Annotated in this window: 14 protein-coding genes; 8 read left to right on the top strand and 6 right to left on the bottom strand. The window is 65.4% G+C overall.

Annotated elements, in window-relative coordinates; translation table 11 throughout:
* Window positions 1–104: 104 nt before the first annotated feature.
* From recJ to VMS96_01225, 4 genes are all read right to left on the bottom strand, one after another.
* On the bottom strand, window positions 105–1835 hold the full coding sequence (gene recJ / locus VMS96_01240) for a single-stranded-DNA-specific exonuclease RecJ (GenBank protein HVP42022.1): 1731 nt from the start codon (window positions 1833–1835) through the stop codon (window positions 105–107).
* Window positions 1836–1837: 2 nt separating this feature from the next.
* Window positions 1838–2302 (bottom strand): hypothetical protein, encoded by a 465-nt coding sequence (locus VMS96_01235; GenBank protein HVP42021.1) that lies wholly within the window; start codon window positions 2300–2302, stop codon window positions 1838–1840.
* Window positions 2303–2479: 177 nt separating this feature from the next.
* Complete coding sequence (locus VMS96_01230) at window positions 2480–4321, bottom strand: aldehyde dehydrogenase family protein (protein HVP42020.1); 1842 nt, start codon at window positions 4319–4321, stop codon at window positions 2480–2482.
* A 95-nt stretch (window positions 4322–4416) separates the two neighbouring features.
* Entirely contained in the window at window positions 4417–4725 is a 309-nt protein-coding gene (locus VMS96_01225) for a BMC domain-containing protein (GenBank protein ID HVP42019.1), read from the bottom strand.
* A gap of 176 nt (window positions 4726–4901) precedes the next feature.
* On the opposite strand from VMS96_01225, the gene VMS96_01220 reads away from it, so the two are divergent.
* The 7 genes from VMS96_01220 to VMS96_01190 all read left to right on the top strand — a co-directional run bounded on the left by VMS96_01220 (window position 4902) and on the right by VMS96_01190 (window position 9856).
* Window positions 4902–5180: a DUF507 family protein gene (locus tag VMS96_01220; GenBank protein HVP42018.1), complete on the top strand. Its 279-nt coding sequence runs from the start codon at window positions 4902–4904 to the stop codon at window positions 5178–5180.
* Window positions 5177–5488 (top strand): DUF507 family protein, encoded by a 312-nt coding sequence (locus tag VMS96_01215; GenBank protein HVP42017.1) that lies wholly within the window; start codon window positions 5177–5179, stop codon window positions 5486–5488. Before VMS96_01220 ends, VMS96_01215 begins: the two co-directional genes overlap by 4 nt.
* Window positions 5489–5584: 96 nt before the next feature.
* Window positions 5585–6823 (top strand): tRNA epoxyqueuosine(34) reductase QueG, encoded by a 1239-nt coding sequence (gene queG / locus VMS96_01210; GenBank protein HVP42016.1) that lies wholly within the window; start codon window positions 5585–5587, stop codon window positions 6821–6823.
* On the top strand, window positions 6795–7073 hold the full coding sequence (locus VMS96_01205) for a PilZ domain-containing protein (protein HVP42015.1): 279 nt from the start codon (window positions 6795–6797) through the stop codon (window positions 7071–7073). Before queG ends, VMS96_01205 begins: the two co-directional genes overlap by 29 nt.
* 74 nt (window positions 7074–7147) lie before the next feature.
* A complete protein-coding gene (locus VMS96_01200; protein ID HVP42014.1) occupies window positions 7148–8968 on the top strand; it encodes a tetratricopeptide repeat protein in 1821 nt (606 codons plus the stop codon).
* Between the two features lie 55 nt (window positions 8969–9023).
* Complete coding sequence (locus tag VMS96_01195) at window positions 9024–9269, top strand: hypothetical protein (GenBank protein HVP42013.1); 246 nt, start codon at window positions 9024–9026, stop codon at window positions 9267–9269.
* Window positions 9269–9856, top strand: coding sequence for a hypothetical protein (locus tag VMS96_01190; GenBank protein HVP42012.1), 588 nt, complete (start codon window positions 9269–9271; stop codon window positions 9854–9856). Before VMS96_01195 ends, VMS96_01190 begins: the two co-directional genes overlap by 1 nt.
* Window positions 9857–9900: 44 nt before the next feature.
* On the opposite strand, the gene VMS96_01185 is transcribed toward VMS96_01190, so the two are convergent.
* On the bottom strand, window positions 9901–10104 hold the full coding sequence (locus VMS96_01185) for a cold-shock protein (protein HVP42011.1): 204 nt from the start codon (window positions 10102–10104) through the stop codon (window positions 9901–9903).
* A gap of 331 nt (window positions 10105–10435) precedes the next feature.
* On the opposite strand from VMS96_01185, the gene VMS96_01180 reads away from it, so the two are divergent.
* Window positions 10436–11332 carry a YihY/virulence factor BrkB family protein gene (locus VMS96_01180; GenBank protein HVP42010.1) on the top strand — a complete coding sequence of 299 codons (897 nt, stop codon included), beginning with the start codon at window positions 10436–10438 and terminating at the stop codon, window positions 11330–11332.
* Between the two features lie 42 nt (window positions 11333–11374).
* Here the strand turns inward: VMS96_01180 and VMS96_01175 are convergent.
* Window positions 11375–13297: S9 family peptidase (locus tag VMS96_01175; GenBank protein ID HVP42009.1), on the bottom strand; the 1923-nt coding region annotated here is incomplete at its 5' end.

Here is a 13297-nt window from a genome sequence, read left to right as displayed (position 1 = left end):
ATCGTCACTGCCAACATGACGCAAGGTCCCTCGGTCGTCCCCACGGGACTCCCTCGGGATGACAAGAAGTCAACCGACCCTCAAGTAAGCCTGAAAACCAGACGTTACGACAGGGCTGCCGCGACGCCGGCCCTTTGCAGATCTTCGATCACCAGCTGCAGCCCGCCGAAGTCAGGATGTTCGTTCATGTCCAGCGTGAAGGCCAGGTCCACGCAATCGCCGACCAGCAGGTTGTCCTGTTGCAGGCGCTCGGCCATGCGCCAACCCAGGGCGTCAACGGCCCTTCCCGGCTTGCCGTTGTCCACCATCAAGCGCAGCTTCACGTGCTGCTCTTTGAGCAGGCGTGGAGGCTGCACCAGGCGCAGGCCGCGGGCGCAGAAGACCGGCTCCGGGTTCTCCACTCCGTAAGGCTCCAGCGCGCGCAACGACTGGTACAGCTCGGGCGTGATGTCGTCAAGGGAAAGTTCGCCTTCGAGTTCGAGCCCCGGCTCGAAGTCGGCCACGGTCAGCCGCGTGCGGGCAAAGGCGTCGAGCGCAGCCCGCAGCTCGGGGACGCGCGCTGCCGGCAGCGCAAAACCCACCGCATGGGCATGCCCGCCGAACCGGGTGAACACCTGGCGGCACGATTCCAGCGCCTCCAGCAGGTGAAAGCTGGAGATCGACCGGCCGGAGCCCTGCGCCTCATCGCCTTCGATGGAGACCACCAGCGTCGGACGGTGGTAACGCTCGACGAGGCGGGTGGCGGCGATGCCCACCACCCCGCGGTGCCAGCCGGGGCCGTCCACGACCATGCAGTAGGCCTCGCGCAAGGCGGCGTCGCCCTCGATGCGCTCGCAGGCCTCCTGGATGATGCGCTTCTCCTCCTGCTGGCGGTCGGCATTGAGTTGGTTGAGCTTGAGCGCGATCTCGCGCGTCCGCCCGCTGTCGTTGCAGCAGAAGAGCTCGATCACGTCGCGGGCCACGTCCATCCTCCCGGCGGCGTTGATGCGCGGCGCCAGGCGGAAGGCGACGTCGCCGGCACGCACCCGCTTGGAGACGTCGAGCGCCGCCACTTCGATCAGCGCCTTCAGTCCCGCGTTACGCGGGTCGCGCAGGCCGTCGAGCCCCAACTTCGCGATGACGCGGTTCTCGCCGGTGAGGGGCACGGCGTCGGCCACGGTAGCGATGGCCACCATCTTCAGGAACGAGGGCAGCAGCCGCTCGTCGGGGGTTCCCTCCAGCAACGCCTGCACGACCTTGAAGGCGACGCCCGCCCCGCACAGCTCCTTGCAGGGATACTCGCAGCCGGGCTGGTTGGGATTCAGCACCGCCAGGGCCTCGGGCACACCCTCGCTCTCGGGCAGGTGATGGTCGGTGACGATCAGGTCCACCCCACAGCGGCGCGCGGTCTGGGCGGCGGCAAAGGCGCGGATGCCGGTGTCCACGCTAACGATCAGCCCCACTCCGGCGGCCGCGGCGCGCTCGATGACGTCGTCCTTCATGCCGTAGCCGTCGCGCAGCCGGTGGGGGACGTGAAAGTCGCAGACTCCGCCCAGCCGCTCGATGGCAGTCTTCAGGATGACGATGGCGGTGGTGCCGTCCACGTCGTAATCGCCATAGACCAGGATGGTCTCCTTGGCGGCGAGGGCGCGGCGGATGCGCTCCACGGCGGCGCGCATCCCGCGCATCAGGTAGGGTGAGTGCAGGTGCGCGAGTTGCGGGGAGAGGAATCGCCGCGCCTGGTCGGCATCGCGCAGCCCGCGCTGCGCCAAAAGGCGCGCGATCAGCGGCGGAATGCCGCCGGCAACAAGCTCCAGGATGATGGCAGGGTCGGCTGCGCGCAGGTTCCAGCGCACCGCTAGTCCTCTTCGTCGGTGTCGGGCTCGTCGATGACGAAGCCCCCGATCTCTTCCGCCAAGTCCACCAGGCGCTGGTAGCGGTCGTACCAGTCGGTCGAGATCTCGAACAGGAACATCAGCCCCTGGTAGGGCAGGCCCACCTGGATGAAACCGGTCTTGCCCACGAAGCTCTTGAGCCAGCGCGCCTCTTCCATGTCTTCGTCATCGGGATAAGCGGCCGAATTCAGCCGCTCGACCAGGATGTCGAGGTCTTCCTTCTCCAGGATGACGTCGCTCATGGTGACGAAGGGCGAACCCGAGGCCTTGGCCAGCTCCACCAGGTCCTTCCAGGCGTCGGGATTGTCGCTGGAGTCCCACATGACGCTGGGGACGTCCTCGCTGACGTAGCCGTAGAAGCGGCGCAGGCCGTGGCCCACGATGAAGGCCGTCATGTCGTCTTTCAGGCTTGTGAGATCGTCTTGCATGACCTGTACGCGATGAGGCTATCACTTAGCTCGGTTGCAGCGCTAATTTTCATGACGGCGTCATGCTGAGGCCCTTCAGGGCTGAAGCAGCTCGCGCGCAGCACCAGGTCATTTAGGCCGCACGCGAGATCCTTCGGGGCTGAAGCCCCTCAGGATGACGCCAACATGAGCAGACGCCTAATCAGCTTTGACGAAAACGTCGTGCTGGGCAGCCAGATCGCGGGCGGCAGGAGTGATGATGGTCTTGCGCCCGACCAGGATCTTCTCCTTGCGCTTCACCGCCGCCCTCACCTCGGCCTCGCTGACGAACTCCACCGGGCGCGGCTTGAGGGCGGGCGCCTCAGGCCTCGGGGGTGCGGCAACAGGCGCCGGGGCTGCCGCTGCCGGCTTCTCCGCCACCTTGCGCGCCAGAAAGCGCTCGATGGCGCGGGCTACGGCGATGCGCTCCGGCGCACCCAGATCTTCCATCTCCACTTGGGTGGGCGCGGCGAGGGCCGGTTCGTGCTTGCAGGCGCACTCGGCTGATGCTTGCGTAGGCGTGGCGTCCCCGCCCGGCGTCTCGCGGCCGGGGGCGGCCGCGCCACGTGATTCGTGCAACTGACCAACCGCGGCCGCACCGCGTGTTTCCATCACCGCGGCCGGGGTCACCGGCCTCGCCTCATACGCCACGCGCCGCAGGTTGATCAGGTGCATGGGCGAGATGTTGTCGGAGGTGATGTTGCCGCCGGGCGCGCCGCAGCCCAGGGTCATCGCCGGGAACAGGTTGGTGGAGGCCCCGATGGAACCTTGCGGCGCCGGCGAATTCACCACGATCCGCCCGGCCGGCATGCGCAGCCCGTACTGCCGGATGACCTCCTCGTCCCGGGCGTGGATGGCGCAGGTGTGCCCCAACCCGCCGAAGCGCAGCAGCGAATAGCACAGCTCGAAGGCCGCGGCCCGGTCGCGCGCGAAGTACAGCGCCAACACCGGCGACAGTTTCTCCGCCGACAGCGGGTACTCGCGCCCCACGCCATTCAGCTCCGCGATCAGCACCCGCGTCCCTTCCGGGACCTGCATGCCGGCCAGCTCCGCCACCTTGCGCGCCGACTTGCCCACGAACTTGGGATTGATGGTGTGGGCCTCGAGGTTGACCATCTGCTTGCCCAGGCGGTCGATCTCGTCGCGCTTGAGGAAGTACGCGCCGTTCTTCTTCAGTTCGGCGGTGACCGCTTCGCGCAGCGTCTCTTCCGCCACGATGGCCTGCTCCGACGAGCAGATGGTGCCGTTGTCGAAGGTCTTGCCGAAGACCACGTCGGCGACCGCCTTGGGCAGGTCGGCGCTGCGGTCGATGAACGCGGGCACGTTGCCCGGGCCGACGCCATACGCCGGCTTGCCCGAGCTGTAGGCGGCGCGCACGATGCTCATGCCGCCGGTGGAGAGGATCACGGCGGTGCGCTTGTGCTTCATCAGCTCCTGGGTGCCGGCCAGCGTCGGGGTGGTGAAGCAGCAGATGACGTCGGGCGGCGCGCCCGCGGCGATGGCCGCGTCGCGCATGATGTTGGTGGTCTCGCAGGTGCACTTGAAGGCCGTAGGGTGCGGGCTGAGCACGATGGCGTTACGGCCCTTCAGCGCGATCAGGATCTTGTAGATGGCGGTCGAGGTGGGATTGGTGGAGGGCAGGATGGCCGCCACCACGCCCACCGGCGCCGCCACCTCGATCACCCCCTGCTCGCGGTCTTCGCGCACGATCCCCACCGTCTTCATCTTCTGGACCGCCTCGTACACCCGCTGGGAGGAGAAGAGGTTCTTCTGGACTTTGTCGGCGACCACGCCGTAGGTGGTCTCCTCCACCGCCATCCTGGCGAGCTTCTCGGCGTTGGCGGTGGCGGCCGCGGCCATGGCGCCGATGATGCGGTCCACCTGCTCCTGGCTGAAGTGCTGGAACTGCTGGTAGGCGGCGTAGGCGCGGTCCACCAGCTCCCGCGCCTCGGCCATCGAGCGCGCGTCCTTGTCAGCAGCGGGATGAGAAGAGGAAGTCATGGCGGATTGGGTAATTGGGAAATCGGGTAATTGGGTAATTGCAGGTGTTTCAATCACCCGATTACCAAATTACACACTTACCCGATTCTTGTTGGTCAGCCGAGCGAACCTTTTTTTGCAGGTCCCGCTTTCCCCGTGAGCATGGGCATGGCCGCATCCAGGTCGCCGTGCGGCCGCGGGATCACGTGCACGCTGACCAGCTCCCCGACCCGCCGGGCGGCGGCGGCCCCGGCATCGGTGGCGGCTTTCACCGAAGCCACGTCGCCCCGGCACATCACCGTGACGTATCCCGCTCCGATGTATTCCTTGTGCACCAGGGTGACGTTGGCAGCTTTCACCATGGCGTCGGCGGCCTCGATCGAGCCCACCAGGCCCTTGGTCTCTACCAGTCCCAGAGCTTCCATGCATCCTCCGTGCGCGGCTTTTGAGGCCTGAGCGTAACACGCGGCCGCGGAAGAAGGAAGCAGGTGGCAGGACGCCGGTGGCAGGACGTGAACCCCTGCACCCTGCTTCCTGCGGCCTGCCCCCTGCTTTGGTGTGCTAGAATTTTCAGTTCGAGAGCGCATTCTCACCGTACCAGATGATCTTCTCCAAGGAATACGTGGGCTACCTGGCCCGGCAGATCACCGACAAGCTCATCGCCGGCGAGTTCATCGAGACCGCCGACAAGCAGGCGGTCACGGACAAGCTCCATGCCGCCCTGCTCGACGAGCTTTCGCTGGAGGACCGTATCAACGACGACGTGCGCAAGATCCTCGAGGAGTACCAGGAGGAGATGCGCAAGACCGGCGCCAGCTACCAGGAGATGTTCAAGAAGGTGAAGAACGAGCTGGTGCGCAAGTACCGGGCGGTGTTGTGAGGATCGAGACTCCCAGGATCGAGAACACCGGCATCCGCATCAGCCGCGACAAGATGAACGTCCTGGCCAAGGTCGCCACCGAGGCCCTGGTGCAGATGGAGAAGGTGGAGTTCATCGAGGACCGCAACACCATCCGCCTGGAGCTGCGCCGCATCCTGGAAGAGCTGCTGAAAGAAGAGATGCGCATCGACCAGGCCGCCCGCCAGAAGATCGACAACCAGCGCCGCACCATCCTGGAAGGCACCCAGGAGTGGGACATCCTCTACCGCAAGTACTACAACGAGGAAGTCAAGAAACTGGGCATCTAGCCGGCACTCGCCTTCCATCTCTCCCCTGGTTTTCGCCCCTGTCATCCTGAGTCGAAGGGCCCCTATCGCCACCCCTCATCATGGGACAATAGGCCCGTGCCTCTCTCTCCCGACATCGCCGAGCAGATCAAGCGCGCCGCCCGCCAGGCCGGTTTCGAGCTCTGCGGCATCGCGCCCGTGTCGGCCAGCCGCGAGCTCGATTACTTTCCGGGATGGATCGAAAGCGGCCGTGCGGGCGAGATGCGCTACCTGGAATCCCGCGACACCCAGGGACGCCTGAAGCGCGCCGCGCTCCAGCACGTGGCCCCGTGGGCGCGCTCGGTCATCGTCTGCGCGCTGAACTACAACACCGCCGCGCCGCAGTCGTCGGCGCCGGCCGGAGATGGCCGCGGCTGGATCTCGCGCTACGCCTGGGGCGGCGCCGACAGGCCCGCCGACTACCACGACGTCGTCCTCTCGCGCCTGCGCCAAGTCGAGAGTCGGCTGCAGGAACTTGTTACGGTAGAGACGCCCGTCAGGGCGTCTCTCCAGACCCGCTGCTACGTGGACACCGGTCCCCTGGTCGAGCGCGTCTTTGCCAAGTACGCGGGCGTGGGCTGGATCGGCAAGAACACCTGCATCATCCACCAGCAGCTCGGGTCCTGGCTCTTCCTGGGCGTGGTCCTGACCTCGCTGGAGCTCGAACCCGACCTGCCGGCGGCGGACCGCTGCGGCTCCTGCACCCGCTGCCTCGATGCCTGTCCCACCGGCGCCTTCCTCGGTCCTTACGAACTCGATGCCACCCGCTGCATCTCGTATCTCACCATCGAGAAGCGCGGCGAGATCCCCGCAGAACTCCGCGAAGGTATGGGGCGCCACGTCTTCGGCTGCGACATCTGCCAGGAGGTCTGCCCCTGGAACCGCAGGGCGCCGGTCACCACCCTGGCGGAATTCCAGCCGCAGCCTGACCTGGTGAATCCCGCCCTCGAGTGGCTGGCGCAGATGAATGAAGAGGAGTTTTGGCGGCGCTTCCGCGGCTCGCCCATCAAGCGCGCCCAGCGTGCCGGCCTGCGCCGCAACGCCGTGGTCGCCATGGGCAATAGCGGCCAGGTGAGATTTGTTCCCGTTCTGCAACCGCTGGTGAACGATCCTGACCCGAACCTTGCCGGTCACGCCCGCTGGGCGCTCCGCCGCCTCGAAGAGACGGTACACTGTGGGGGTATTCATCCTCTCCAATCTGGGCAAGGCCACGGTGACCGACAGCGCGACGACCCACACGGACTGGAGACGCCACCGGCGCTTCAACCGCTACAAGCTCGACATCCGGGTGCACATCATCCGCGAACTCGACGCTGAGGAGAGCTTCAGCGGCCGCTGCCGCCATCTGGGCGAAGGCGGACTCGGCGCCGTGCTCGCCGGCGAGCTCCCGGTAGGCGATACCGTCACCCTCGATTTCACGCTCCCCGGCGCCCAGGAGCCGCTGCGCATGCGGGCCGTGGTGCGTTACCGACACGGCTTCCACCACGGCTTCGAGTTCCTCACCCTTAAGCCGTCCCAGCTCGACCTCATCCGCCGGGCCGAGAAGACATTGCCTCCCGCCGAGTAAGTCCCGGGGGTCGGTCTCGTTCCACCCGCCCGTTGTAAGATGGCTCGTGCGATAGCTCTCCTCGGAGGGCCGCCATGCCGAAGTTCATCCTGTCAGCATTGCTCTTCTTTGCCTGGTCCATCCCGGCAGCCGCGGCCGAGCCCTGGGTCGAGGTCAAGTCGCCGCATTTCAGCGTCGTCACCGACGCCGGCCCCAAGCAAGGACGCGACATCGCTCTGCGCTTCGAGCAGATGCGCACCGTTTTCGGCCAGGTCTTCCGCCGCAGCAAGATCAACCTGCCCGTGCCGCTGCAGATCGTCGCCTTCCGCAACGGCAAGGAGATGCGCCCCTTCGTGCCCGTCTTCCAGGGCAAGCCCGTGGAACTCAGCGGGTTCTTCCAGTCGGGTGAGGACCGCAGCTACATCCTGCTCGACATGGACGCGGTCAACAAATGGGAAGCGGTGTTCCACGAGTATGCCCACCAGCTGCTGAACGGCACCTTTCCCCGCATGGCGCCGTGGTTCGACGAAGGCTTCGCGCAGTATTTCGCCGCCATGCAGATCGACGGCGACTCCTACCGCATCGGCGACCCGCCCAAGGGCGCCTGGGAGCTGTTGCAGCGCTCGCGCCTGATGCCGGTCAGCACGCTCTTCACCGTCCCCCACCAGTCCGAGACCTACTCCAAGAGCGGGGACCCGCGGCATCTCTTCTATTCCCAGTCCTGGCTGCTGGTGCACCTGCTTTTCGATGGCAATCGCATCAAGGAGGCGCTCCAGTACTTTCAGCTGGTGAATGAAGAGCGCCTGCCGATTGAGCAGGCCATCCAGCGCGCCTTCGGAAAGAGCGCCAGGCAACTCGACGACGAGCTTGCCGACTACCTGAGACTGGGACGGGGGAAGGCTCTCCGCGGGCACGTCGCCGAGAAGCTCGACCCGAACAGCTTCGCCGTCACCCCTCTCGATCCCGTGGACCTGCGCGTGACCTTGGCCGATGTGCGCTTCCATTCCCCCGACCACCGCGCCGAAGCCGCCAAGGAGTACGAACAGATCCTGGCCGAGAGGCCCAACTCCTCCGGCGCGCACCGCGGCCTGGGCTACGCCTACCTTGTTGAGGGCGACTTCGAGAGGGCCCTCGACCACTTTCATCAGGCGGCCCGGCTCTCCACGACCGATCCTCGGGTCTATTACTTCTCGGCGCTGGTCATGGCCCGCCGTTCCATGAGCACCGGCAGGTCACAGGACGGGAGCATCGCCGAGATGAAAGCCGACCTGCATAAGGCCATCGCCCTCGATCCCAGCTTCGCCGACGCCTACAGCGTCCTGGGCTTCGCCAACATGGCTGAGGGCGACTACGCCAGCGCCGTGGCCAACTGCAAGAAGGCCGCCGAGCTGAATCCGCGCAACGAGATGTACGCCCTGAACCTGGGGCGCGCCTACCAGCTGGCCGGCCAGGCCGCGGAGGCCAGGCCGGTCTTCGAAAGACTGAGCAACAGCCCCGACGAGAACATCTCGCGCCCGGCGCAGCAGGGGTTGGCCCGCGCCGAACGGTCGGTCACCGAAGCCGCCACCGCCGACCGCCACAAGGTCCCCGAGACTTACGACGCTCCCCAGTGGCATCGCAGCCAGGAGGAGGTCGAGCGCGAGCCGGAGAAGCCGGCCGCGACCGCTCCCGATACCCGCCCGGTCAAGTACCTGCACGGCCAGGTGGTGGCCGTGGACTGCGCCACCCCGCCCGCCGCCACCCTCACCGTCACCTCCGCCGGCAAGACCCTGCGCATGCTCACCGCCGACACCAGGAAGCTCATCCTCATCGGCGCCGACGCGTTCTCCTGCTCCTGGAAGGACCGCAAGGTGCTCATCAACTACAAGCCCGGCGGCAAGGCCGACGGCGACCTGGTCTCGCTGGAAGTCCAGTAGCCACTCGCACGCACGGGTGCTTGCTTTTCGTTAGTTACCATGGTACATATGTACCATGATTGAGGTCGAACGGGTCCAGACTGGGGTCCGCATCGAGAAACGCCTACTGAAGGTCCTCAAGGCATTTGCCGAACTAAAGGACCTGACGCTGGGAGACCTGCTGGAGGGCATCGTGCTCCACGCTTTCGAGGGAAAGGCGCCCTTCGGGAAGGAGTCCCTTGCCCAGATCAGCGACTTGAAGAAGATCTACGGCCTCACGCTGCGGGCCAGCGACAGCCACCGGCTCAAGGAGAAGGCGTAATGAAGAGGCTCCTGCTGTTCCTCTTCGGCGTGGTTTGCGGTGGCGCAGTGCTGGTCATGTTTCCGGGCGTCTCCACGCATCTGCGCGCCGCCGCCCATGCCTTGCACGGCTCTCAGGGGTCGCCGGCCGGCCGTGCCCACAGCGTGAAGGAGCTCTCCTTCACCGCCAACGGCCCGCTGGAACACGTGGCGCCCCTGTTTGGAGCCGACAAGGAGCGCGCCTGGTCCCCCGACTGGGAGCCGGAGTTCATCCATCCGGCGCCCGCAGCCGACACCGAAGGCATGGTGTTCGCGGTTTCCCACGATCACCTCAGCTCGCTCTGGGTGAACACCGAATTCGATCTCAAGAACGGACGGGTGCAATACGTGTATGTGATTCCCGATGCCATGGTCACGGTCATCACCATCAGGCTCACACCCGCCGGGGAGCAGACGCGGGTGGCGGTCCGTTACGACCGGACCGCGTTGAGTGCCGACGCCGACGCCCACGTGCAGCGCCTGGGAAAGCCCGATCCCCAGGCGAGCGCCTGGTGGGACCAGCGCATCAACGGTTATCTGGCGCAGCAGAAAGGATCTTCCGCGCAATAAAAGAACCCTTCCTCCGGGAAGGGTTTCCTTGCGGATTGGGCGGACTATCCGCGGGTCACATTGGCCGCCTGATAGCCCTTGGGGCCTTTGAGCAGGTCGAACTCCACGGTCTCACCTTCGTTCAGCGTGCGGTATCCCTGCTCCTGGATGGCGGAAAAGTGCACGAACACGTCTTCCCCCGTGGAGCGCTGGATGAACCCGTAGCCCTTGGCGCCGTTGAACCACTTTACTGTTCCCTTCTCTCTCACAGAACAATACTCCTTTCGCCTCAGCTTCGTGATTGAACCCTTACCTGCGTCTTACGAGCGCCGGCTCGGGAAGAGGTTGCTGCTTTGGACCCCTCGAGCTCCCGGGAATGGAAAAGGCCGCCGTGCGGGCTTTTCAACAACCGCCCCGGCGACCCGATCTTTCGCTGGAAGTTCGACTGCGTACAAAAACACCAACCCAAATCCGCCGGCCATGTTCCTGGCCAGGTGGCTCCCTCGCGGGAACGCTGGCATCATATTCAGGAACTTAGCTTCTTGGCAAGTAGCAAGGGTAACCACGGCCTTCACGTCCCGGATGTTACGATTCTGGTCAATGGCCAGCGAACCCTCAGCGCCCCCGGCTCCGCCTCCGCCGAAGGCCCACAAGAGTTCCATCGTGCGGGTCATGGGACGCCGCACCATGCCCCTGGCCCGCTACCTGTTCCGCACCGAAGTCCACACCTACGCCTTCTCCGTCGCCGCCAACGCCGTCCTCTCCTTTTTCCCCTTCATGGTGCTGCTGCTGGTGCTGATCCGCAAAGCCTTCCGCTCGGCCACCATGCGCCAGGTGGTGGAGCAGCTTCTGCGCGATTACCTGCCCACCAGCCAGGATTTCGTCATTCGCAACATCAAGGCCATCGCGTATTCCCACAACCGCGCCGCCTGGATCTCGCTCTTCATCCTGCTCATCACCTCCACCGGAGTGTTCCTGCCGCTGGAGGTCGCGCTGAACCAGGTGTGGGGATTCCCCAGGAACCGGCCCTACTGGAAGAACCTGCTGGTCTCGCTGGGACTGGCGATGGCGTCGGGCGTGCTCGCTCTGCTCTCGGTGGCCCTGACCGCGGGAAATCGGGGGCTCATCCAGTTGCTGGCGGGGCGTTATGCCTTCACCCCGGACGCCGTCACCCTGATCTTCGCCAAGGTGTTCGCCTTGATCGCCACCATCGCCATCTTCTTCCTGATCTATTGGCTGCTGCCCAACGGCAAGGTGCCGGCCGGCGCCGCCCTCTCCGCCGCCGTCTACGTCGGCCTGCTGTGGGAGACGGCCAAGTACCTTTACATCCTGCTCCTGCCCTGGCTGAACTTCCCCGAGGTGTACGGACCCTTCTCCGTCTCCGTGACCTTGATCATGTGGGCCTTCCTCTCCGGCCTGCTGCTGCTGGCCGGCGCGTATCTCTCCGCCGCTGGCCATCTGGAGGACCACCCCGGCCCTCCACCCCTGTCATCCTGAGCGGAGTCGAAGCCCTATGCGCTATGTGCTATGTACTATGCGCTATCTCTGCCCTTTGGACTCTGCGCTCTGCACTCTCGTCCATTGGTCGACCCAACCATTGACGGTCTTGTACCAGAGCTGCGAGTTCTGCGGCTTCAGCACCCAATGTCCCTCATCGGGGAAATACAGCATCTTCGACGGGATCTTCAGCCGCTGCACCGTAGTGAACATCTGGAACCCTTCGCTGACGTCCAGCCGGTAATCTTTCTGCCCGTGCACCACCAGGATGGGCGTCTTGAACGAGGCGGCGTACATGTGCGGCGACCATTTCTGATACATCGCCCGGTTGGTCCACGGCGTGCCCCGGAACTCCCATTCGTTGAACCACAGCTCTTCGGTCGCACCGTAGGCCGATTCCGCGTTGAACATCCCGTCGTGCGATACCAGGCACTTGAAGCGCGTGGTGTGTCCTTCCAGCCAGTTCACCATGTACCCGCCGTAGCTGGCGCCCAGCGCGCATTCCCGCGTCTTGTCGATGAACGGATACTTCCGCTCGGCGTAGTCCAGCCCCATCATCAGGTCGAGATACGCCCGTCCGCCCCAGTCGCCGTTGATGTCGTCGATGAACTTCTGCCCGTACCCGGTCGAGCCCCGCGGGTTGATCATGATCACCACATAGCCGCCGGCCGCGAACAGCTCCGCGTTCCAGCGATACGACCACTGGTCGCCCCACGCTCCCTGCGGTCCCCCGTGGATCAGGAACTTCACCGGATACTTCTTCTTCGGATCGAAATCCGGCGGCTTCACAAGGAACCCCTGCACCTTCGCCTGCTGCGAGCCGGTGAACCAGAACGGCTCCAGCGGCTGCATCTGGACCTGCGCCAGCACCGCGTCATTCATATGAGTGATCGGCGTGGCTTCGTGCAGCGTGCAACGCTCCTTGCCCTTGTCCACGTCGCCGCTTTGCGCTGGACAGCCTTTGAACGCCGCATCGCTCGCGTAGATCTCATTGGGCGCGCTGACCGACACGCGCGCGAACACCAGCTTCTTCCCGTCCGGCGTCACCGCCGGGTCGCCGTTCGTGCCTCCGACCAGCGCATGGATGCGATAGACCCCGCCGCGGTCGGGCGACGTCTTCACCCCGTAGATCAGGGAGTGCGCCTTGTGCTCGGCGGTGAAGTAGAGGACCTTGGAATCCGGCGACCAGGCGATCGAATCCACCCAACGGTCGAACCGCTCCGTCAGGTTCGTGATCTTCCCCGTCGCCCGCTCGTACACCACCAGCCGGAACTTGTCGCTTTCGTATCCCGGCCTCACCTGCATCCGCCACGCGATGTACTTCCCGTCGGGCGAATACAGCGGTGTCGAATCGCTGCCCTTCGAGACGCTGATCTTCTTCGGCGTGCCTCCGGCCGCGGGCATGATGAAGATCTCGTTGTTGGTGCTGGTCGCCTCCACCTCGTCGATGTTGCTGGTGTAAGCGACCTCCTTGCCGTCCGGCGAGAAGGCGTACATGTCCTGCCCGCCCAGGGAGAACGGCGGCACGTCGTGGTCGCCGGGCGTCAAGTCGCGCGCCTCTCCGCCCTCCGCCGGGACGATGAACAGGTGCGACCGCTTGCCCACGTAGTAGGTGCTCCAGTGCCGGTAGAACAGTCGGGTGAAGATGGAGGCCTTGACCTTCGACTTCGACTTTTCTTCGTCACGCGCCTTGTTGCACGCATCATCCTTGCAGTCGGGATAGACCTGCGAGACGAACAGGAGGCTGCTGCCGTCCGGCGACCAAAGCTCGCCCTCGGCCTCGGTGGAGATGCTGGTGATCCGCTTGGCATCGCCGGCCAGCTTGCCGGTGGCCGCATCGAAGCCGACCGTCCACACCTGCGAGCTGCCATCCGCCGCCGAGACGTACGCCAGCCGCTTGCCGTCGGGCGAGAAGCGCGGACGGTCCTCCCCCGCCTGCCCGTTGGTCAGCTTGGTCGCCTCTCC

It is taken from the genome of Terriglobales bacterium, assembly GCA_035543055.1.
GTDB lineage: Bacteria > Acidobacteriota > Terriglobia > Terriglobales > Acidobacteriaceae > JAIQFD01.
This window is presented reverse-complemented; position numbering and strand designations above follow the sequence as displayed.